Source organism: Massilia luteola (assembly GCF_034420155.1).
Taxonomy (GTDB): Bacteria; Pseudomonadota; Gammaproteobacteria; order Burkholderiales; family Burkholderiaceae_D; genus Telluria; species Telluria luteola.
The window spans coordinates 569,145-590,198 of the sequence record NZ_JAXOFN010000002.1 but is presented as its reverse complement, the minus strand read 5'-3'; the positions used below and the strand labels follow the sequence as shown (position 1 = coordinate 590,198).

The following is a 21,054-nucleotide window of genomic DNA, read 5'->3' as shown; positions in this document are numbered from 1 at the left end:
GCCAGCACCACGCAGATGACGGCCGAGCCGAGGGCGAATGCGCCGTCGACCTTGAACAGCTTGGTGTCGACGATCAGCGCTTTCACTTTGCCGCGGGCGAATACGGTGCTGAGCAGCACCATGCCGGCCACGACGAGCCAGAACACGATGAACATGCGGTCCAGGAACGGGATCTCGTAGACACCGCTGCCGTTGTCGTGGGCGAAGCCGATCGGCGCGAGGAAGTGCAGGTCCATCATCGTCGGCAGGAACTTCAGGATGATCGAGAACACCAGGCCGCCGACGGTCGCGAACATCGCCGCGTCCGCCGTTGTCTTTTTCCAGAAGAAGCCCAGCAGGAACATGGCCAGGATGCCCGGCGAGACGAAGCCCGTGTATTCCTGGATGTACTGGAAGCCACCCTTCTTGTCGATGCCCATCAGCGGCGCGATCACGATGGCCAGCAGCATCGACACGATGACGGTCATGCGGCCGATCCACACCATCTTCTGTTCGCTGACGTTCGGGTGCAGGCGCTTCTGGTAGATGTCGAGCGTGAAGATGGTGGCGATCGAGTTGGCCTTGCCGGCCAGCGATGCGACGACGGCGGCCGTCAGCGCGGCGAACGCGATGCCCTTGATGCCCGACGGGAGCATCGCCAGCAGGGTCGGGTAGGCGCGGTCCGGATTCAGCTCGCCGCCGACGCGCATGGCGTCGCCCAGCACGCCGGCACGGTCCAGCGCGAACGCGGCGATGCCCGGCATGACGACGATCATCGGCATCACCAGTTTCAGGAATGCCGCGAACAGCAGGCCCTTGCGCGCGGTCGGCAGGTCGGCGCCGAGGGCGCGCTGCGTGATGTACTGGTTGCAGCCCCAGTAGTTCAGGTTGACGATCCACATGCCGCCGATCAGCGTCGACAGGCCCGGCAGGTCCATGTAGTTCTTGTTGTCGCGGCCCAGCACCATTTCGAAGTGGTCGCGGGTCGTGTTGTACAAGGTCGAGAAGCCCTGCAGCGCGCCGTGGCCCTGGCCCAGCTTGGCGACGAGGTCCAGCGCCAGCCACGTGGTCACGAGGCCGCCGATGACGAGGCAGGTCACCTGGATCACGTCCGTGTAGCCGATGACCTTCATGCCGCCCAGCGTGATGATGGCGGCGAAGACGGCGAGGAACAGCATGCAGGGCAGCACGCCGACGCCGGTGACGCTGCCGATCGCGAGCGCGCCCAGGTACAGGATCGAGGTCAGGTTGACGACGACGTACAGGCCGAGCCAGAACAGCGCCATCGTCGTGGCGACGGCCTTGCCGTAGCGCTGTTCGAGGAACTGGGGCATCGTGTAGATGCGGTTCTTGAGGTAGACCGGCATGAAGAACACGGCGACGATGACCAGCGTGGCGGCGGCCATCAGTTCGTACACGGCGATGGCCATGCCGATGCGGAAGCCCGAACCGCTCATGCCGATGAACTGCTCGGCGGAGATGTTGGACGCGATCAGCGACGCGCCGATGGCCCACCAGGTGAGCGAGCCTTCGGCCAGGAAGTAGTCGTGCGAGGCGGACGTGTTCGCGCTCTTCTTGCGGCGGTAGACCCACAGGCCGTAGCCGGCGACGACCACGAAGTAGAACAGGAAGACGATTAAGTCGAGGCGGGAAATCAGATTCATAGGGTTTGTCTCGTCAAACGGAGAAACGTAAATGGGGCGCCGGGATCAGCGCTCCAGGAAGGCGTCCATGATCGCGGTCGGCTTGCCGCCGCGGTCGAAGGCGCCCATCGGATAGCCCTTCCAGTCGTAAGCCTCGGGCTCCCAATAAAACACGCCGCCCGCGCCGCCGCCATCGACGGCGCGGGCTTTGGCGATCAGGTCGGCGATGACGGCCTTGCCGTCCGGCTGGTCCCACGGCACGCCGACCTCGGAGAGGATCACTGGCTTGCCGTAGCGGTGGACCATGTCGTTCAGGTTGGCCAGGCACGCGGTCGTCGCGTCTCGCCAGGTGAGGTTCTTCGCCGTCGTCGGGTATGAGGACGCGCCGATCATGTCGAAGCGCGCGCCGTGCGCCTTGAGGCCGTCGAAGTTCCAGCGGAACGTGGCGTTGTCGTGGCAGTTGTCCACGTGGACGATCACGATCGCATCCGGGAACACCTGCTTGACGGCGCCATAGCCGCTGTCGACGAAGCGCGCGTAGTTGTCCATGTGCCGCGTCGCGTCGCCCTCGGGCCACAGCATGCCGGTGCGCGTCTCGTTGCCGACCTGGACCCAGGTGGGCGCGACGCCGGCGTCGCGCAGCGCGGTGAGGGTCGCCCGCGTGTGCGCGTCGACGGCGGCGGCCAGTTGCGGCACCGTATAGTCGGCCCAGGCCTTGGGCTTCGTCTGCTGTTGCGGGTCGGCCCAGGAATCGCTGTAATGGAAATCGATCATGATGCGCATGCCGGCGGCCTGCGCGCGTTTCGCCTTGGCGACGACGTCGGCGATGCCGTTCCAGCCGTCCTGCGGATGCACCCACACGCGCAGGCGGATGGCGTCCATCCCCTGTTCCTTGAGGATGGCGTACAGGTCTTCGGCCTTGCCGTCACGGTTGCGGAAGACGCGTCCCGACGCTTCCATTTCGCTGACCCAGCCGACGTCGGCGCCCTTGGCGAACGTTCGGTGCGCATCCGCGACGTCCGCGTGCGCCAGGGCGGAACCCAGCGCCAGGCCGGCCGCCAGGGCGAAAAGAAAATGCTTCATCGGTCTCCGGGATTGTTATTGTCAAGCCACCAAGCCCCGGATTCTAGGCAGGAATCGCGGCGCCGACCCCATTCATTTTTCGCGTCTCCTATGAAATATTCGTATGGCGGCATTGTTTCGGTTGAAACTTCAGCTGTTTATTTGATAAGGGGAAAGGAACGCAGGTCATCCGCCCGCTGGCACTATACTGAAGCCGTGTTTCGGTTGACGCCGTCCGGCGTCGCTATTTCTACGGTATCAGGAGGTCGAGATGAGTAAAGCATCAAGTATCCTGCGGGGCGCGTGGATCGCATGCGCGCTGTGCGCGGCCAGCGTGCCCGCACTGGCCGACAGTCACCCCAAGGCCGCGAAAGACCCGGCGCGCTGGACCACCGGCGACAAGACGAAGGCCCAGCGCATGGCCACGCTGAAGAAGGAGATCAATGCCGCGTACGCGGAGCAGCAGTCGGCGTGCAAGCACAAGTCGTCCGGCAGCCGCGCCACCTGCCTGAAGGAGGCGCGCCAGGTCTACCAGCACGACATGGCGCATGCGCCGCAGCTGCTGGCCGCGGCGCCCCGGGGTGAGGTGACGGAGCGCGTGGTGTCCACGACGCCGGCCACGCCCGGGACGCCCGCCCAGCCGGGCGCCACCGCCTACGGCAGCTCGAGCATGGGCGCCACCGGCTCGGGTGCGGGGAGCGTGGGCGGCAAGGACGACGCGGTCGCGCCGAGCAGCGGCCAGACGAGCGGCCTGCCGCCGCCGCACATGGACGAGCAGGACATGCAGGCGCCGGCGCAGCCGCCGCAGGGCAATTTGCCGCCCGCGCAGCAGCAGTAGAGGGGGCGTCCTCGCCCCGGCGGGCGCCGGGTGGTAAACTGCCGGCTTTTGTCGCAGAGGACCACGATGGCGCTCCCTTTGGCGCTGCGCGTACGCGCGCTCGCGTTGTTGATCGAGACCGATCCGGCCGCCAAGACGCAGGGCGTGGCGCAGCTTGCGGCAAGCTGGCGCGCCGGCGGCTGCGCGCTGGACACGGCCGCGATCCTCGACGCGGGCACCGCGGTCATTCCGGGCCGCCCGGCGCGGCCCGAACTGGTGCCGCCGCGCCTCGTCGGCCGCCGCTCCATGGTCACGCCGGAAGGCCGCGCGATGCTCGTCCACGCGCTGGCCCACATCGAATTCAATGCCGTGAACCTCGCGCTGGATGCCGTCTGGCGCTTCCCCGGCATGCCGGACGATTACTACGCCGACTGGCTGCGGGTGGCGGCCGAGGAAGCCCATCATTTCACGCTGCTGGCGGCGCACCTGCGCACGCTCGGCTGGGCCTACGGCGACTTTCCCGGCCACGACAGCCTGTGGGAGATGGTCGAGAAGACGAGCGGCGACGTGCTCGCGCGCATGGCCCTCGTGCCGCGCACGATGGAGGCGCGTGGCCTCGACGCGATCCCGCCGCTGCGCGCCAAGCTGGCGCAGGCGGGCGACGAGGCCGCCGCCAGCATCCTCGACGTGCTGCTGCGCGACGAGGTGGGCCACGTGGAGATCGGCAACCGCTGGTATGGTCATCTGTGCGCGCTGCGCGGCCTGGAGCCGGTGGCCACGTACGACGCGCTGACGGTGCGGTACAAGGCGCCGGTGCTCAAGGGGCCGTTCAACCTCGACGCGCGCCGCCAGGCCGGCTTTACCGAAGCGGAACTGGCCCGGTTCGCGGGCGCCTGACGCCATGGACGCGCAGGGCTTCCTGCTGACGCGCCACTGGCGCGACACCGAGGCCGGCGTCGAGGTCGAGTTCTGGCTGGCGACGCCGGACGGGCCGCGCCGCGTGCGCCTCGCGCCGCAGCCGGCCGTCGCGTTCATCCCAGCGGAGCAGGCCGATACCGCGCGCCTGCTGCTGCAGCGCGAACGGGGCACCGAACTGCGCGAACTGACGCTGTGCGACTTCCGCCACCGCCCCGTGCTGGGCCTGTACTGCACCCAGTACCGCCACCTGCTGCGCCTGGAAAAACGGCTGCGCGAGCACGGCGTCGACGTGTACGAGGCGGACGTCCGCCCGCCCGAACGCTACCTGATGGAGCGCTTCATCACGGCCCCCGTCGCGTACGCGGGCACGCCGGCCGCGGCCGACCCGCGGCTCCTCGTCGACGCCCAGTTGAAACCCGTGAACGACTACCGGCCGGCGCTGTCGACGGTCTCGCTCGACATCGAGACGACGATGCAGGGCGAGCTGCGCTCGATCGCGCTGGAAGGCTGCGGCCAGCGCCAGGTGTACATGCTGGGCCCCGCGAACGGCGACGCGTCCGGCCTGGACTTCGACTACGAGGTGTGCGCGACGCGGCGCGACCTGCTCGACCGGCTGGAAGAGTGGGTCCGCCGCCACGACCCGGACGCGATCATCGGCTGGAACCTCGTGCAGTTCGACCTGCGCATCCTGCAACAGCACGCGCAGCAGATGCAGCGCCCGCTGCGCCTGGGCCGCGACGGCAGCGCGATCGAATGGCGCGAGCATGGCGGGCGACAGGAGCATTACTTCGCCGCGGTCGCCGGGCGCCTCGTCATCGACGGCATCGAGGCGCTGCGTTCGGCCACGTGGAGCTTCCCGTCGTTCTCGCTGGAGCACGTGGCGCAAAGCCTGCTGGGCGAAGGCAAGTCCATCGACAACCCGTACGACCGCATGGCGGAAATCGACCGCATGTTCGACGAGGACAAGCCGGCCCTGGCCCGCTACAACCTGCAGGACTGCGTGCTCGTCACGCGCATCTTCGCCAAGTCCGGGCTGATGACCTTCCTGCTGGAGCGGGCCAGCGTGACGGGCCTCGCGGCGGACCGCAGCGGCGGTTCGGTCGCCGCGTTCGAGCACGCGTACATGCCGCTGATGCACCGCCTCGGGCGCGTGGCGCCGAACATCGGCGACGTACCGGGCGCGGACAGCCCCGGCGGCTTCGTGATGGATTCGCGTTCCGGCCTGTACGACTCGGTGCTCGTGCTGGACTACAAGAGCCTGTACCCGTCGATCATCCGCACCTTCCTGATCGATCCGGTGGGCCTCGTCGCGGGCCTCGAAGAGCCGGAAAACGACACGGTGCCGGGCTTTCGCGGCGCGCGCTTTTCGCGCACGCGGCACTGCCTGCCCGGCATCGTCACGCGCGTGTGGCAGGGCCGTGACGCCGCCAAGCGCGCGCGCAACGCGCCGCTGTCGCAGGCGCTCAAGATCATCATGAATTCGATGTACGGCGTGCTGGGCACGACGGGATGCCGCTTCTTCGATCCGCGCCTCGCGTCATCGATCACGATGCGCGGCCACGAGATCATGCACCGCACGCGCGAGCTGATCGAGGCCCGGGGCTACCAGGTGATCTACGGCGACACGGATTCGACGTTCGTGTGGCTCGGGCGCGCGCACGACGGGCTTGAGGCCGAGCGCATCGGACGGGCGCTCGTCGACCACGTGAACGGCTGGTGGCGCGACCACCTGCGCGCCGGACTGCAACTGGAGTGCGCGCTGGAGCTGGAATACGAGACCCACTTCCGGCGCTTCCTGATGCCGACCGTGCGCGGGTCGGAGGAGGGCAGCAAGAAGCGCTACGCGGGCCTCGTGCGGCGCGCGGACGGCAGCGAGGAAGTGATCTTCAAGGGCCTGGAGACGGTGCGCACGGACTGGACCCCGCTGGCGCAGACGTTCCAGCAGGAGCTGTACGGCCGCGTGTTCCGCGGCGAGCCGTACGAGGACTATGTGCGCGATTACGTGGCCGCGACGCTCCGCGGCGAGTTGGACGAGCAGCTGGTGTACCGCAAGCGCCTGCGCCGTCCGCTGGTCGAGTACGAGCGCAACGTGCCGCCGCACGTGCGCGCCGCGCGCGCGGCCGACGCGTTCCACGTGCGCCAGGGCCGGCCCGCGCCTTACCGCAACGGCGGCTGGATCCGCTACGTGATGACGACGGCGGGCCCGGAACCGCTGGACACGCTGGACACCCGCCGCACCCCCATCGACTACGAACACTATCTGACCAAGCAGCTGGAACCCGTCGCCGACGGCATCCTGCCGTTCCTGGACGACAGCTTCGCGCGGCTCACCAGCCCGCAGGGGGCGTTGTTCTGATTGCGATGCCATGCGCGGGCGCCTGCATCCGGCCGGATTACCCGCCGGCGCGCTTCGCACGAAGTCCGTGTTTTCCCAGCACTTCCATGATGAGGTCACAGTGGTCGCCCTGGACCTCGATCACGCCGTCCTTCACTGTCCCGCCGCAACCGCATGCGGTGCGCAACTGCTTGCCCAAGGCCGTCAGCGCGGCGCCATCGAGCGCGAGTCCCTTGACGAGCGTGACGGTCTTGCCGCCGCGGCCCCTGGTCTGGCGCGACACCCGCGCGACACCGTCGCCGGTCGATACGACCGTGGCCTTGCAGGCACACGCCGCGGCGGGGTGGCGGCAATCGGGGCACATGCGTCCGCCGTCGGTGGAATATACGAGGCCGCTGTTTGCATGCTTCATGTGGTTCGGGTATCGATGACATTTGACGCGCATGAGTTTATCCGCATGGCGCTCCGGATGCTACTATCCTGCGCAGTCCATACAACAAGGGAGATGTCATGCATCATGCCGGAATCGCGGACTATCAATCGCGCACGAACCGGTTGTTTCCGTCGTTGCGGCGCTAGCGTCCCGGGCGATTCATGATGGATGCCACACCCGCCACGCCGCCCGGATTGACGCACGTCCTCGCCGAACTGCGCCTGCTCGAACCGTTGTTTCACACCGGGCACGACGCGGAAAGTATCGCCGCGCCCACGTTCTGGGAAGTCGGCGCATCGGGTCGGTGTTATGGCAGGGATTATGTGCTTGGCGTGCTGCGCGAGCGCGCCGCCGCCCCCGAGCCTGAAGACTGGCGCGCCGAGGATTTTCAGATCGCGGCGGCGGGCGCCGGTCATTATCTGCTCACCTATACGTTGCACCAGCCGGGTCGCGTCACGCGCCGGTTGACCGTGTGGCGGCGCAGCGGCGGGCAATGGCAGGCGATTTACCACCAAGGAACGATCGTTACCTGAGCAGGTCAGCGCCGGCGTTCGCGCGCGCGCGATACGATTTGACGCGTCGGCCAAACAGGGCTATATTTCCGTTTCCGCGCTGGAAACGTTTCCAACTCCAGTCTCCACAAGAATCCCAACAAGACCGGCCGCCGAGCCGGCCCGGCGTGGTGCGTCCGGCAAGGGCGTCCACAATTCTTCGCAGTGAAACAGAGGAGTCGAAGTGAATAACGAAAACCAGAAACATCACTTGAAATGGAAAGGTTTCCACGCGGCAGCCGCCGCCGGCCTGCTTGCGTGCGGCATGCACGCATCGGCCAGCGTCACCAGCCCGGCCATCGGCCAGTTGCTGTGGTCCGAGGAATTCAACGGGCCGAGCCTGGACACGTCCCGCTGGACCGCCACCGACGGCAACGGCTGCCAGATCAACCTGTGCGGCTACGGCAATGCGGAACTGGAGTACTACAGCCCGAACAACGTGTCGATCGCCGACGTGCCGTTCGAACCGGGCACGCGCGCGCTCGCGATCCGCGCGCAACATCAGACGGTGGGCAGCAACGTCTTCACGTCCGGGAAGATCGACAGCCACGGCAAGGTGCAGGTGCAGTACGGGATGATCGAGATCCGCATGAGCACCCCGAACGTCGCGACCGGGCTGTGGCCGGCCGGGTGGATGCTGGGCACGAGCCCGCAGACGTGGCCGCGCAACGGCGAGATCGACATCATGGAGATGGGCCACAAGGCGTCGGCGCGCGCGGCGGCCGGGTCGCCGTCGGCCAACAACTTCGTCGGCTCGAACGTGATCACGTGGCAGCAGGCCGCCTGCGTGCCGGGCAACGAGAGCTGCGCCGCCTCGACCGCCTGGCAGACGAAGAACTGGTACGTGCCGGCGACGTCGCTGGCGAACCGTTTCGTCACCTACCGCCTGTACTGGACCGAGAGCGGGATGCGCTTCACGACGATCGACAACGGCGTCGAGCACGACATGTACGACGCGCCGCTGCCGGTGAATTCGACGGCGCTGCAGGCGCCGTTCTATCTGCTGCTGAACCTCGCCGTCGGCGGCAATTTCACCGACGCGGCCACGCCGGGCCAGGTGACGGCGCCGCTGCCGGGCACGATGTACGTCGACTATGTGCGGGTCTATCAACTGGACGGCAAGGGCGCCGTCAAGCTGGGCAACCAGACCGTCCCCGAGGTGGCGGGCAAGTTCGGCGTGTTCACCGACACGACGGCCGTGAACAACAAGCTGGTGGCCGGCACGAGTTCCGACATCTTCCTGTGGAACAGCGCCTCGTCCGGCGCCGGCAACACGCCGCCGTATGAGGGCGCCAACGTCATCGCCTGGAATTACACGGCGCCCGGCCAGTGGTTCGGCGGCGGCGTGCAGGCGCGCCAGGCGCACGACCTGACGAACTACCGCAACGGCACCATGAAGTTCCGCATCAAGATCCCGGCCAACGTGTCGTTCAACATCGGCGTGGGCGACACCTACACGAACCAGAACTGGGTGAACTTCCCGGCGAACACGACGCAATATGGCCTCGTGCGCAACGGCGACTGGGCGCAGGTGAGCATTCCCGTGTCGACGCTGATCGGGCCCAAGGTGGCGCTGCAGTCGCTGCTCGACGTCTTCATGATCTCGAGCGACGCGAACAACCTGCCGGCATCGGCCTTCCAGTTCGCCATCGACGACATCGTGTGGGATTCGGGCACGACGTCGACGCCGCCGCCGTCCGGGCCGACCTCCGCGACGCAGACGTCGGCGACCACGCTGCAGTTCACGACGACCACGGGCAGCTGGGCCGACGTCCACTACACCGTGAACGACGGCACCCAGCAGAACGTGCGCATGCGGCTGGACGGCACGACCAATACGTACAGCGCGGGCGGTCTCAAGATCGGCGACGTCGTGCGCTACAGCTTCACGTACTGGGACACGGCGCGCAACTACGCCGTCGACACGGCCCTGCAGACCTACACGATGCAATGACCGCCGGTCCCGTCACGGCCCCGGATTCGGATTGTCGGGCAGCGACGGGATCGCGCGCAGGTATTCGTAGACGGCGTACAGGTCGCGCGTCGTCAGCTTGCCGACGGCCGGCCACGGCATCACCTGCAGGATCTGGCCGGCCGGGTCGTGCGGATTGTGGCCGGTGCGCAGCGTCCGCACGAATTCGTCGCGCGTGAGGCCGGCCGGGCGGCCCGCGTTGTCCGGCGTGAGGTTCGGCGCCGTGAAGGGACCGAACTGGCGCCCACCGGACATGTATTGTTCGGCGTTCACGCGCTCGGGCTGGCCCTGGAACGGATCGCCGCCGGGCGAATAGCTCGGATGCGTGTGGCAGTCGATGCAGCCCGACGTGTTGACGATGTAGCTGCCCTGCCACACGAGATTGCGCTGCTTGCCCTTGAGGTTCAGGATCACGCCGGGCGGCACGATCTCGCGCCCGCGCATGGCGCGGCTGTTGGTGTCGCTCAGGGCCGAAGCGGCGTCCCCGTCGGTGTCGGGCGCGGCCGCGGCAGGTGCCATGACGGCGAGGGCGAGTGCGATCGCCGGCCAGGTGCGGTGGCGGGTCGGGTGGGTGGCGTGCATGCTGTGTCTCCTGTGGGAAAGGACAAGCGCCGCGGTACGGCCGGCGCGCGGGCAACGGACGAATCTACCCAGTATAGGCGGCGGGCCCGGCGGCGCCAGCATTGCGGGCCCGTCGATTCTGATAGGGCGGGCGTGACAATGCGCGCACTTTGCCCGTGGCGGCCGTGACATGATGACGGTTTCGACATCGGGAGACCGCATGACCGCATCCTCCAGGCCGTGGATTCTCCTGGCCGCCGCCATCGCGACCGCCGGTGCGCTCATCCACGTGGCGGCCATTCCGGCCGGCCCGTCCTGGTACGCGTATTTCGGCGCGCCGCCGGCCGTCGTGGCGTCGGCGCGGGCCGGCACCTGGCCGGCGCCGGTGGGTGCCGTCGCCATCGCCGGCCTGATGGCGACCTGCGCCTGGTATGCGTGCGCGGCGCTGGACATGGTGCGCCGGCCGCCCCTGCTGCGCACCGGGCTCGCGGTGATGGCCGCGATCTGCCTCGTACGCGCAATGCTCCTGCCGCCGCTGGCGATGACGCATCCCGAGCTGCGCAACACATTCGAGGTGGTCGCCGCGATCGTCTGGGGCCTGGCCGGCATCGGCTTCGCGCTGGGCTGCGCGGGCGCGCGGCGCCGGCGATACTGACGCCGCCATGCAGCTGTACCGCGAATACCCGCCGCATCCCGCGCTCGCCGGCCACGTGGCCTGCCTGTGGACGAGCCACGCCATCCCGGACGGCGCGCCGGTCCGCACGCGCGTCCTGCCCGACAATTGCATCGACATCCTGTGGCAGGACGGCGCGTCGCTGGGCAAGGTGGCGGGCATGATGTCGCGCCCGCACCACGTCGAGATAGCCGCGCCGCTGCTGACGGTCGCGGTGCGTTTCCTGCCCGGCGCCGCGCGCGCCTTCTTCGACCTGCCCCTGTGCGGCCTGCGGGACAGCCATCCGGCGCTGGCCGACCTGTGGCCGCGCGCGCAGGCGGAGGCGCTGGCGGCGGCCTTGTGGGAGCGCGAGCGGACGCCGGCCGAACGGCTCGGCATCATCGAACGGGCGCTGCTCGCGCGCCTGCGCACGCGCGAACCGGCGCGCGCGGACGTGCTGGCGCGGGCGGCCGTCGCGCGGCTGGAGGCGAGCGGCGGCGCCGTCCGCGTCGACGACCTCGCGGCGGACCTCGGCGTCACGCGCCAGCACCTGGCGCTGCTGTTCCGCGAACGCGTGGGCCTGGGTGCGAAGACATTCGCCATGGTGTGCCGCTTCCGCCGCGCGCACGCGGCCTTGCGGGGCCAGCCCGGCGCCGTCGACTGGGCGCGCCTGGCCGGGGAGTGCGGTTACTACGACCAGTCGCACCTCATCCACGCGTTCCGCCAGTTCGCGGACGCGACACCGGAGTCGTTCCGGCCGTGACGATGCATGCGGCAGCGGCGATCACGCGCGGCATGCACATTGTCCGGGCAGTCAAACCACGGCGGCGCTGAACGGCTCGGGCGGTCGCGCAAGCAGGTGGGACAGCCGTTGCAGGCCCGTCCGCAAGTGTCCGCGGTCCCTGATGCTGCCCAACGAGATCCGGATCGCATTCACGGATCCGCTGCCGGTGGCGAATGCGTCCGCCGGCGTGACCGCGATGCCTTCGGCGGCGGCGGCACGCGCAAGCTGCGACGGGTTCCAATATGCCGGCAACGCGAGCCATACGTGCAGGCCGTCGCCGGCGCCGCTATACCGCCCCGCCAGGATATCCCGCGCCATCCGGTGGCGCAGGCGCGCCTCGCTGCGTACGCCTTCCATCAAGCGGCCGGCCGAACCGTCGAGGATCCACTGCGTGGCCAGCGCGGCCGTCAGCGGCGCGGCCATCAGCGCAAACGATCGCAGCGCGACCAGGAACCGTTCGCGTTCCTGCCGGTCGCGTACGAGCACGAAGGCGACGCGCAAGCCGGGCGTCAGGCATTTCGACAGGGTCGAGATGTAGACCGCCTGTTCCGGGGCAAACGTGGCGACGGGTGGTGGCGGGGCTTCGGCCAGGAGCCAGTAGGGATCGTCCTCGACGATGCGTACGTTGCAGCGCGCCGCGACGCCGGCGAGCGCCTTGCGCCGGTGTGCCGGCATGGTGCTGGCGGTCGGGTTCTGCAATGTCGGATTGAGGTAGACCAGCCCGGGCGTGTGCCGGCGGCACGCTTCCTCGAACATCCCGGGCACCATCCCGTGCCCGTCGGCTTCCACCGCGATGACGTGCCGGCCGAACTGGGTCGCCGCGGCGCGCAAGCCGGGATAGGTCGTCGGCTCGGCCAGGATGACGTCGCCAGGCTGCGTCAGCGCGAGGATCAATGCGGCGATCGCCGCTTGCGCGCCGGGGCAGACGACAACCTGCCGGGCATCCACGTGTCCGAACATCGGTTCGATCCACTTGGCGCCGGCCTGACGGTCGGCGTCGCTGCCTCCGCCCAGGTGGTAAGTCATCAGCAATTCATTATCTGCCCGCATCAGCACTTGCGACAGACCCTGTCTCAGCATGTCGTCGAAGTCCACGCCGTCCGGCGGCGGTGGGGTATTCATGCTCAGGTCGAGGACCGGGGCCGATTCGACTTTCGGCGCCGCGACATACGTGCCGCGGGCGCCGCGGCCCTCCAGCAGGTTGCGGCGCCGGGCTTCGTCGTAGGCGCGCGTGACGGTCGTCAGGTCGATGTCCAGCTGCGCCGCCAGGTGGCGCTGCGGCGGCAGGCGGTCACCCGGTTTCAGCGACCCGTCCACCACCGCCGCCTGCAACGCATCCGCGATCTGCAAAAAGCGTGGGCCTTTGTTCCCGGCCAGTCGCGGCAGCCAGAGCGGCGGATCGTCGTCTTGTATGGTTTTCAACTGGGACATTATGTCTCAATGTATGGATATTGCTTCCCAGTAGAATGCCTCAGAACGGGCCGCAACACCATCCTCGGATGGCGGTCGCCGTGGTTCTCGCCGCGTCTGCATCCGGCAGAGGTCGTGCTCCTCATGATGGAAAAAGATGGACTGGATCCCGATAGTCTTCGTTACGTTCAAGGTTCTCGTGCTAGGCACGGGCATGTTCTTCGCCGTCAAGTGGCATTACGATCAAGGCCGGAAGGGGAAGGAGGCGGAGCGGCGCGCGGTGCTGCGCGCGGCCGGCAAGGTGGCCGCGGTCTTCGTGCTGCTGCTCGTGGGCCTGGGGATCGTGACATTCGTCCTTGCCGGGATGATCGGCCTGGACTTGACCTTCCCGTGATGGCAGCGCTCGGGCTTTCCCGGCCCGACCATCTTCCATTTTTCCAATCCATGGCCGCGCGAAACAGGCATCATGGCGGTTTTCGACAGGAGACTTCCATGATCAAGGGACTGCGCACCGTAACCTATCCCGTGGCCGACCTCGGCCGCGCCAAGACCTGGTTCGCCGCCGTATTCGGCGTCCAGCCCTATTTCGACCAGCCGTTCTACGTTGGTTTCGCCGTCGGCGGTTTCGAACTGGGCCTCGTGCCCGACGGTACGCCGGGCACGGCCGGGTCGACGACCTTCTGGGGCGTGGACGACATCGGGGCCGAGGTCGAGCGCATCGTCGGCCTGGGCGCCACCGTCCATGCGGCCATCCAGGAAGTGGGCGAGGGCATCAAGGTGGCGGAATTGAAGGACCCGTTCGGCAACGTCCTTGGCCTCATCGAGAATCCGCTGTTCGACGCCGCGAACGTACGCTGATTACATGCCGGCCGGCGGTTCGACCGGGATCTGGGTGCGCACCGACAGGTTGATGGCGTTCCAGCCGCGGATGACGGCGATCGTATAGCCCAGTTCCGCGATCTCGCTCTCGCTGAAATGCTCGCGCAGGGCCGGCCACGCGGCGTCGGTGTCGTCGCGGTGGGGCAGGGCGTTGACGGCGTCGGCCCAGGCCAGCGCCGCGCGTTCGCGCGCGCTGAAGAACGGCGATTCGCGCCAGGCGGCCACGCTGTTCAGGTGGCGCGGATCGGCGCCCTGCTTGACCAGGTCGCGCCAGTGCATGTCCACGCACAGGCCGCAGCCGTTCTGCTGCGATACGCGCAGGTTGACCAGTTCGACGAGGCGCGGTCCCAGCGCGCCTTGCTTGACGGCCTGGGACAGGTTGACCATGGCCTTCAGGCCCGGCGTGGGGACGGCGAACAGATTGAGGCGGGCAGCGTGCGACATGATGGTTCCTTTTCGTTTGAACGAGGGTGCGAAATGTGGCCCTCTATGCATTAGACGGAACGGCGCGCGCGTTTGTGACGGGTCCGCGCGAATTCATTCGAATCCGTGACGCAGGCGCAGCGCGTCGACGTAGCGGGCGCGCGAACTGCGCGACCGTTCGTGCGGCGCGAACGGGCTGCTGGCGCGGTCGAGCAGGTCGACGGCCGCCGCCAGCCGTTCCAGTTCGGCACCGTCCAGCGGCCGGTCGCCGTCGGTCGATGCGCGGATGACGTGGATCGCCAGTTCCTTCGCCGCGACGTCCTCGGGCAGGCCGGAGCGCGTGCACAGCCCGTACGTGCCCGCGATGAAATGGGTCCACTCGCTGCGCAGGTGCGGCTCCGCCGCCAGTGCGGCTGCGGGTATTGTCCGGTACAACGGCTGGGCGTCCAGGGCCGCCCGGTAGCGCGCGGCGAACAGTGCGTATGGATCCGCGCTGCCGTCCAGCAGCATGCATAGCCAGTCCACATAGCCGCGCGCATACCAGTCGGTCGCATGATCCGCGGCGTGCGCGCCGAAGTACGATGTGCAATCGATCCGGACCTTCAGCCGGTACGACGGCGCGGGCATGGTCCCGGCGGCGGTGAAGGCATCGAGCCGCGCGCCGTCGGCGGCGCAGGCCGCGAGCAACTGCGCGCGGGTGAGGAAGTGGGTGTGCAGGTAGGCGATGAGTTCCATGCCCGCATGCTACCCGCGGGCGCACCGCGATGCTTCGGCCGCCGCCGAATCGTCGTCGCGGTCGGACGTGCCGGCCGGCACCTGGGCGCCGGCGCTGGCGGCAGCCAGCAGGGTTGCCGATGATGGGAAACGCCATGCAATCGTGCGGTCCCCGACTTCGTCGAACTGTTTCGTGAAACATGACAAGACAAGGGCCGGGGGATAACCGCCCGGCCCCGCGTCGTGTGTGGACGCCGTTCAGGGTTTGATGTGCGGCTGGACGGCCCCCGGGTTCAGGATCTGGTTGGTATCGATCTGGTCCTTGTTGATCACCTGGGCATTGTTCGACGCATGGCGCCGCGGCAGCATGCTCCCGGTCGGGGATTCACGGTCCTCGCGCGAGAGCTTTTGCCCGTCGGCGGCCGGATCCTGGGCACAGGCACTGAGGACACACGCCGCGCCTGCGGCGATCAAGAAATGCTTCATCATGCTTGGTGACTCCTTTATTGTTGGAACATTTAATTTGCGTGCACGACAATATAAACTGGATCCTGTCCGAAATATGTAAGGATATTTCGTCGATTTGCATGTGGCGGGGCGCGTCCGCCGGACTAGGCGCGCACACGCTCCATGGCGATCGACGACACCGTGAAACCGAGCCTGGCGAAAAACGCCGGCGCGCCGTCGCGCCCGGCCCGAAGCACCCAGGTGAGGCGCGGGTCGGCGCCGGTCGCATGATCGACCAGCGCCCTGCCGATGCCTCGTCCACGGTGGCCCGGCGCCACGACGACCATCGACAAGTAACCGTTCGACAAACCGTCCGTAATGGCACGGACGAACCCGACGACCTGGCCGTCGATGACGGCGACCGCCGCGATCGGCGAGGCCTCGACGAGCGCGACGAATTCGGCGAGACCCGCGATGCGGTGCGCCCAGCCGTTGTCGACCAGCAGGCTGAATGCCGCCGCAAGTTCCGACGGCAGGACACGGCGGATTTCCATGGGATCGAATAAGGTGCGTAAAGGTGCAGTGTAGGCCGTGCATCGATCACGTTGCAAGACGGATTCGCCGTGCGCCCGGCCTGCCGTTGCAATCGCCGCACGCCGTTGTTAATATCGTGGCATGAACCGCGCCCCTGTTACCCGTCAAGCGATTATTACCACCATCAACCGGATGGTGGGTTAGCGCTTGTTACTGCAACCCGCCTGGAGGCGGGTCTGCAGCAAGCCAGTCTCCACGGCCTGTCCACAAGGAGACACCATGGCATCCCATCCCCTCGAACACGTCATCCGCGCCGCCGACGCCGCCATCACGGCGGAGGATTTCGACGCGCTGACGGATTTCTACGCGGACGACGCGACGCTCGTCGTCAAGCCCGGCCTGCATGTCACGGGCAAGGACAAGATCCGCGCGGCGTTCGTGAAGATCGCCGAGCATGTCCGGCACAGCCTCGTCGTCGGGCAGGGACGGATCGAGGTGATCGAAGGCGCGGATACCGCCCTCGTCATCATGGAGTCGACGCTCGATTACCTGGACGCGGGGGAGAAGGTGAGCGCCACGCGGCGCGCCACCTATGTGTTCCGCAGGGATGCCGGCGCGCGCTGGGTCTGCACGGTCGACAATTCCTACGGCACGGACTTGCTGGATCACTGCGGCGGCGAATAACGCCGTTCGAAGCGGCTGCCCAGGCGCGTCAGCACCTCGTACCCGATCGTCCCGGCGTCGGCCGCGACCGCGTCGACGTGCTGGTGCGCCCCGAGCAGTTCGACCGTCATTCCCGGCTGCAGGCGCGCGTCGGGGATGCCGGTGACGTCCAGCGTGATGCTGTCCATCGAGACGGTGCCCGCGATGGGCACGCGCACGCCGTCGATATGGGCGCAGCCGCGGCCGGACAGCGCGCGCAGCCACCCGTCCGCGTAGCCGATGGCGATGGTGGCGATGCGGCGCGTGCCGTCCGCCACGTAGCGGGCGCCGTAGCCGACGGCGTCGCCGGCCCCGATCGTCCGCACCTGCACGATGCGGGCATCCAGCGCCACCGCCCGGCGCAGCGGATTCGCCTGCCCCGGTTGCGGATTGATGCCATACAGCGCGGCGCCGGGACGCACGAGGTCATGGCGGAAGTCGGGTCCGAGGAAGATGGCCGACGAATTCGCGAGGCTCGCCGGCATCGCCGGGAGCCGTGCGCGGATGGCGTCGAAGCGCGCGCGCTGGCGCGCGTTCAGCGGATGGCCGGGCATGTCCGCGCAGGCCAGGTGGCTCATCAACAGGACCGGTTCGAATGCGGCGAGCCAGTCGCGTGGGTCGCCCAGCGCCTCCAGGTCGGCGGGCGCAAGCCCCATGCGCGACATGCCGCTGTCGACCTGCACCGCCGCCGCGAGGCGCCGGCCCGCGCGCACGCACGCGGCGCTCCACGCGCGCACCTGGCCCGGGTCGTTCAGCACCGGGATCAAACCGTGTTCGATGAAGTCGGCGGCGGTGCCCGGCGGCGGGCCGTGCAGCACGTAGATGGCGCTGCCTGGCGGGACGATGGCGCGCAGGCGGATGCCTTCCTCGACGTGGGCCGTGAAGAACACGCGGCAGCCCGCGCGCACGAGGGCCGGCGCCACGTGCGCCATGCCGAGGCCATACGCATCGGCCTTCATCACGCCGGCGACGACGGCGCCGCCGGCGCGTTCCACCAGCAGGCGATAATTGGCCGCGACGGCATCCAGGTCGATCGTCAGCACGGCGCCAGTGCGCGCAACCGGGGCCACGTGGGCGGGATGTGCGGCCGCGTTCATGCCTTGGCCAGCGCCGGGCGCATGGTGGGCGCGCGCGTGCCGGCGTAGCGGAACACGGCCAGGTCGTCGGCGTGGATCGCGGGGACCCTGCCGCTGACCAGGTCCGCGATGACGCTGGCCGAGCCGCATGCCATCGTCCAGCCGAGCGTGCCGTGGCCCGTGTTCAGGAATAGGTTCGACAGCGGCGTGGCGCCGACGATCGGCGTGCTGTCCGGCGTCATCGGCCGCAGGCCCGTCCAGAATTTCGCACGCGCGACGTCGCCGCCGCCCGGGAACAGGTCGTTCACGACCAGTTCCAGCGTCGCGCGGCGGCGCGGGTTCAGCGCGTGGCTGTAGCCCGCGATCTCCGCCATGCCGCCCACGCGGATGCGGTCGTCGAAGCGGGTGACGGCGATCTTATAGGTCTCGTCGAGGATCGTGGACACGGGCGCCCTGGCGGCGTCGACGATCGGCACGGTGATCGAATACCCCTTGAGCGGGTAGATCGGCACGCGGAACTGGCCCTGCAGCAGCAGGCGCGAATAGCTGCCCAGCGCCAGCACGTAGCGGTCGGCCGTCACGCGGCCTTTATCGGTTTGTACGCCGACGACCTGGCCGTTGGCGATGTCGAGGCGTTCGATCGCGGTGTCGAACTGGAAGCGCACGCCGAGTTCGCGCGCCATCTGCGCCAGGCGCGTCGTGAACAGCTGGCAGTCGCCCGTTTCGTCGTTCGGCAGGCGCAGGCCGCCGACCAGCTTGGCGCGCACGTGGCCCAGCGCCGGCTCGGCATTGGCCAGCTGGTCGCGGGTCAGCGCCTCGAACGGCACGCCGGCCTCCTTCAGCACCTCGATGTCCTTGGCGGCGCCGTCGAACTGCGCCTGCGTGCGGAACAGCTGCAGGGTGCCTTGCTGGCGGCCTTCGTACGCGATGCCCGTCTCGGCGCGCAGCGCACGGATGCGATCGCGGCTGTACTCCGCGAGGCGTACCATACGTTCCTTGTTGACGGCATAGCGGCCCGCGTCGCAATTTTTGAACATCTCCCACATCCATTGCAGCTGGAACAGGGAGCCGTCGGGCTGGATGGCCAGCGGCGCGTGGCGCTGGAACAGCCATTTGAAGGCTTTCAGCGGGATGCCCGGCGCGGCCCAGGGCGACGCATAGCCCGGCGAGATCTGGCCGGCGTTGGCGAAACTGGTCTCGAGGGCGGGACCCGGCTGGCGGTCGATGACGGTGACGTCGTGGCCGGCCCGGGCCAGGTAATAAGCGGTGGTCACGCCGACCACGCCGCTGCCGAGTACGATGACGCGCATAGCTTTCCCTGTGTCTCTGGTTGTTTAGGAATTAGAATATGTTTTCATTTTAGTTGTGGGACTGCCATAATAGTTTCGGTTTGCGATTTACTTTTTAGTGAAAAATCATGCGCGTGCAAAAAGACTCGAACCGTGTGCTGGACCGCATCGACCTGCACATCCTGTCCATCCTGCAGGACGACGGCCGCATCGTGATGAAGGACCTGGCGGAGCGCGTTGGCCTGTCGCTGACGCCCTGCATCGAACGGGTCAAGCGGATGGAGCGCGACGGCGTGATCGCCGGCTATCACGCGCACGTGGCGCCGCGCCTGCTCGGGCTGCAGATCCTCGTCTTCGTGGAGATCACGCTGCGCCAGAAATCGGAGCAGGCGTTCGAGCGCTTCCGGCGCGCGATGCTGGCGCTGCCCGAAGTGATGGAGTGCCACCTCGTGTCGGGCGATTTCGATTACCTGATCAAGGCGCGCATTCCGGAGATGACGGAATACCGCCGACTGCTGGGCGAGATCCTGCACGTGGCGGACGGCGGCCAGTCGAAGAGTTACGTCGTGATGGAAGAGGTCAAGGAAACGCTGGCCGTGTCGATCGCGCGCTGAGCGTCACTCGACGCGGTACAGCGGCAACGCCAGCCGCACCGGCCGCACGTCCATGCGCACGCGGTAGACGGAATAGGTGTCCGCCCGGTTCGACGCCCAGCCCTCGCTCTCCGGCGTGCGCGTGAAGGTGAATTCGAAACCGCGCTCGGGAGCGGCGCCCGCCGGGTCGCCGAACGCGATGCCGGTGGCCCGCACCTGGTCGCTGTCGCACAGCTTCATCAAGAGGTCGACGACCGCCGTGTTGCCGAGGATGTCCGGGGCGAACAGCGGGCCGCGGTACGTGGGGTCGGCCGCGTCGACGTGCTCCTTGTCCGGGCCTGGCGTGAAGCGGCCGCTGGCCGGGTCGTAGCGGTCGCCGCTGTCGAGATAGCTGATGCGGGCGCCGGCCACGTTGAAGCCGGCATGCGCCGCGTCGACGCTGGCCTGGCCGAGGTCGAGCAGCAGCGCGCCCTTGTAGCCGATGATCGCGATCGACCGGTCCGGCGCGACGACGGCCGCCGTGTTCTCGTCGATGCCCAGACCGAGCCGATAGTGCTTGGCCAGCATCGCGGGCAGCATGCGCGCGAAGCGGCCGCGGATGAGCAGGTGCTGGTCGACGAACACGTCGTCGCCGATGAAGCCGAGGCCCGGCGCGATGTCGCGGCCGTCCGTGACGCCGTCGCGCAGCGTGGGCAGGGGCGCGCGGCCCTCGTAGAACATCGTCGTGCTCATGATGGCGGCGCCGGCGCTCGTGCCGGCGATGACGCCGCCGCGCCGGTACATGTCCCACAGCGCGTCCAGCACGGCGCTGTCGGTGCCGTCGGCGTGGCGCAGCGCGGCCGTGATGCGGCCCTGGTCGCCCCCGACGAAGAACGCGCCGCCGGCCGCGCGCACGCTGGCCGCCAGCTGCGGATCGTCGGCGGCGCGCCGCACGTCGGTGCCGGCCAGGCGGGCGGACACCGGCACGACGAACGCCCTGGCGCCGTAGCCCGCCAGGATCTCGGCCGTGGCGCGGCCGGAGCGCTCCGGATTGGCGGACGCCGTCGGGAACACGGCGATGCGCGCGCCCGGGCCGCCGGCCAGCTCGACGATCTTGTTCCACACCGGGGCGTTGTCGGCGCGCAGGGCGCCGCCGGCGATCACGAGCGAGCCCTTCGCCGCGCCGGCGCCCGCCCGCGCGTCCGCGCGCGTGGCGGCGGGCGCCAGGCCGAACGCCAGCATGAAGGCAAGGGGCAGGACGGGTGAGCGGATCGGCATGGCGCCTCCTTTGCTGTCATCAT

The 21,054-nt window shown here is 68.4% G+C and carries 23 protein-coding genes; 11 read left to right on the top strand and 12 right to left on the bottom strand.

Going from position 1 to position 21,054, the window contains the following annotated elements; all coding sequences use genetic code 11:
- Both U9J41_RS05525 and U9J41_RS05520 read right to left on the bottom strand, forming a co-directional pair.
- A partial coding sequence (locus tag U9J41_RS05525; RefSeq protein WP_322400723.1) for a sodium:solute symporter family transporter occupies positions 1 to 1,643 on the bottom strand: 1,643 nt, incomplete at its 3' end.
- 45 nt (positions 1,644 to 1,688) lie between these two features.
- Entirely contained in the window at positions 1,689 to 2,705 is a 1,017-nt protein-coding gene (locus U9J41_RS05520; protein WP_322400721.1) for a glycoside hydrolase family 53 protein, read from the bottom strand.
- Between the two features lie 250 nt (positions 2,706 to 2,955).
- Here U9J41_RS05520 and U9J41_RS05515 point away from each other — a divergent pair, with 250 nt between their 5' ends.
- From U9J41_RS05515 to U9J41_RS05505, 3 genes are all read left to right on the top strand, one after another.
- A complete protein-coding gene (locus tag U9J41_RS05515; RefSeq protein WP_322400720.1) occupies positions 2,956 to 3,522 on the top strand; it encodes a hypothetical protein in 567 nt (188 codons plus the stop codon).
- 66 nt (positions 3,523 to 3,588) lie between these two features.
- Positions 3,589 to 4,398 carry a ferritin-like domain-containing protein gene (locus tag U9J41_RS05510; RefSeq protein ID WP_322400718.1) on the top strand — a complete coding sequence of 270 codons (810 nt, stop codon included), beginning with the start codon at positions 3,589 to 3,591 and terminating at the stop codon, positions 4,396 to 4,398.
- 4 nt (positions 4,399 to 4,402) lie between these two features.
- Complete coding sequence (locus tag U9J41_RS05505) at positions 4,403 to 6,775, top strand: DNA polymerase II (protein WP_322400717.1); 2,373 nt, start codon at positions 4,403 to 4,405, stop codon at positions 6,773 to 6,775.
- Positions 6,776 to 6,812: 37 nt separating this feature from the next.
- Here the strand turns inward: U9J41_RS05505 and U9J41_RS05500 are convergent, their stop codons facing one another.
- Positions 6,813 to 7,166, bottom strand: coding sequence for a translation initiation factor Sui1 (locus U9J41_RS05500; protein WP_322400716.1), 354 nt, complete (start codon positions 7,164 to 7,166; stop codon positions 6,813 to 6,815).
- Between the two features lie 182 nt (positions 7,167 to 7,348).
- Between U9J41_RS05500 and U9J41_RS05495 the strand changes: the two genes are divergently transcribed.
- The gene (locus U9J41_RS05495; RefSeq protein WP_322400715.1) at positions 7,349 to 7,720 is read left to right on the top strand and encodes a nuclear transport factor 2 family protein; all 372 of its coding nucleotides are present in this window, start codon (positions 7,349 to 7,351) and stop codon (positions 7,718 to 7,720) included.
- 202 nt (positions 7,721 to 7,922) lie between these two features.
- On the top strand, positions 7,923 to 9,692 hold the full coding sequence (locus U9J41_RS05490; protein ID WP_322400714.1) for a glycoside hydrolase family 16 protein: 1,770 nt from the start codon (positions 7,923 to 7,925) through the stop codon (positions 9,690 to 9,692).
- 12 nt (positions 9,693 to 9,704) lie between these two features.
- Here U9J41_RS05490 and U9J41_RS05485 read toward each other — a convergent pair whose 3' ends face one another.
- A complete protein-coding gene (locus U9J41_RS05485; protein WP_322400713.1) occupies positions 9,705 to 10,292 on the bottom strand; it encodes a hypothetical protein in 588 nt (195 codons plus the stop codon).
- A 199-nt stretch (positions 10,293 to 10,491) separates the two neighbouring features.
- On the opposite strand from U9J41_RS05485, the gene U9J41_RS05480 reads away from it, so the two are divergent.
- The gene (locus tag U9J41_RS05480; RefSeq protein WP_322400712.1) at positions 10,492 to 10,926 is read left to right on the top strand and encodes a hypothetical protein; all 435 of its coding nucleotides are present in this window, start codon (positions 10,492 to 10,494) and stop codon (positions 10,924 to 10,926) included.
- A gap of 7 nt (positions 10,927 to 10,933) precedes the next feature.
- Entirely contained in the window at positions 10,934 to 11,686 is a 753-nt protein-coding gene (locus U9J41_RS05475; protein ID WP_322400711.1) for a DUF6597 domain-containing transcriptional factor, read from the top strand.
- Positions 11,687 to 11,737: 51 nt separating this feature from the next.
- Here the strand turns inward: U9J41_RS05475 and U9J41_RS05470 are convergent, their stop codons facing one another.
- A complete protein-coding gene (locus U9J41_RS05470) occupies positions 11,738 to 13,138 on the bottom strand; it encodes an aminotransferase-like domain-containing protein (RefSeq protein WP_322400710.1) in 1,401 nt (466 codons plus the stop codon).
- A gap of 136 nt (positions 13,139 to 13,274) precedes the next feature.
- On the opposite strand from U9J41_RS05470, the gene U9J41_RS05465 reads away from it, so the two are divergent.
- Together U9J41_RS05465 and U9J41_RS05460 are read left to right on the top strand one after the other, a co-directional pair.
- On the top strand, positions 13,275 to 13,511 hold the full coding sequence (locus U9J41_RS05465) for a hypothetical protein (RefSeq protein ID WP_322400709.1): 237 nt from the start codon (positions 13,275 to 13,277) through the stop codon (positions 13,509 to 13,511).
- A gap of 98 nt (positions 13,512 to 13,609) precedes the next feature.
- On the top strand, positions 13,610 to 13,975 hold the full coding sequence (locus U9J41_RS05460; RefSeq protein WP_322400708.1) for a VOC family protein: 366 nt from the start codon (positions 13,610 to 13,612) through the stop codon (positions 13,973 to 13,975).
- Here the strand turns inward: U9J41_RS05460 and U9J41_RS05455 are convergent, their stop codons facing one another.
- The 4 genes from U9J41_RS05455 to U9J41_RS05440 form a co-directional block, all read right to left on the bottom strand.
- Complete coding sequence (locus U9J41_RS05455; protein WP_322400707.1) at positions 13,976 to 14,440, bottom strand: carboxymuconolactone decarboxylase family protein; 465 nt, start codon at positions 14,438 to 14,440, stop codon at positions 13,976 to 13,978.
- Positions 14,441 to 14,533: 93 nt separating this feature from the next.
- Positions 14,534 to 15,154 carry a DUF6058 family natural product biosynthesis protein gene (locus U9J41_RS05450; protein ID WP_322400705.1) on the bottom strand — a complete coding sequence of 207 codons (621 nt, stop codon included), beginning with the start codon at positions 15,152 to 15,154 and terminating at the stop codon, positions 14,534 to 14,536.
- A gap of 237 nt (positions 15,155 to 15,391) precedes the next feature.
- The gene (locus tag U9J41_RS05445; RefSeq protein ID WP_322400704.1) at positions 15,392 to 15,622 is read right to left on the bottom strand and encodes a hypothetical protein; all 231 of its coding nucleotides are present in this window, start codon (positions 15,620 to 15,622) and stop codon (positions 15,392 to 15,394) included.
- Between the two features lie 122 nt (positions 15,623 to 15,744).
- The gene (locus U9J41_RS05440) at positions 15,745 to 16,134 is read right to left on the bottom strand and encodes a GNAT family N-acetyltransferase (RefSeq protein ID WP_322400703.1); all 390 of its coding nucleotides are present in this window, start codon (positions 16,132 to 16,134) and stop codon (positions 15,745 to 15,747) included.
- A 259-nt stretch (positions 16,135 to 16,393) separates the two neighbouring features.
- On the opposite strand from U9J41_RS05440, the gene U9J41_RS05435 reads away from it, so the two are divergent.
- Positions 16,394 to 16,798 (top strand): YybH family protein, encoded by a 405-nt coding sequence (locus tag U9J41_RS05435; protein WP_322400701.1) that lies wholly within the window; start codon positions 16,394 to 16,396, stop codon positions 16,796 to 16,798.
- Here U9J41_RS05435 and alr read toward each other — a convergent pair.
- Both alr and U9J41_RS05425 read right to left on the bottom strand, forming a co-directional pair.
- Positions 16,780 to 17,913, bottom strand: a complete 1,134-nt coding sequence (alr, locus tag U9J41_RS05430; protein ID WP_322400700.1) for an alanine racemase — start codon at positions 17,911 to 17,913, stop codon at positions 16,780 to 16,782. The genes U9J41_RS05435 and alr overlap by 19 nt on opposite strands.
- Positions 17,910 to 19,202: a D-amino acid dehydrogenase gene (locus U9J41_RS05425; RefSeq protein WP_322400698.1), complete on the bottom strand. Its 1,293-nt coding sequence runs from the start codon at positions 19,200 to 19,202 to the stop codon at positions 17,910 to 17,912. Before U9J41_RS05425 ends, alr begins: the two co-directional genes overlap by 4 nt.
- Before the next feature lie 107 nt (positions 19,203 to 19,309).
- Here U9J41_RS05425 and U9J41_RS05420 point away from each other — a divergent pair, with 107 nt between their 5' ends.
- A complete protein-coding gene (locus tag U9J41_RS05420; RefSeq protein WP_322400696.1) occupies positions 19,310 to 19,795 on the top strand; it encodes a winged helix-turn-helix transcriptional regulator in 486 nt (161 codons plus the stop codon).
- Between the two features lie 3 nt (positions 19,796 to 19,798).
- Here U9J41_RS05420 and U9J41_RS05415 read toward each other — a convergent pair whose 3' ends face one another.
- Positions 19,799 to 21,031, bottom strand: a complete 1,233-nt coding sequence (locus U9J41_RS05415; RefSeq protein WP_322400695.1) for a cyanophycinase — start codon at positions 21,029 to 21,031, stop codon at positions 19,799 to 19,801.
- Positions 21,032 to 21,054: the final 23 nt, after the last annotated feature.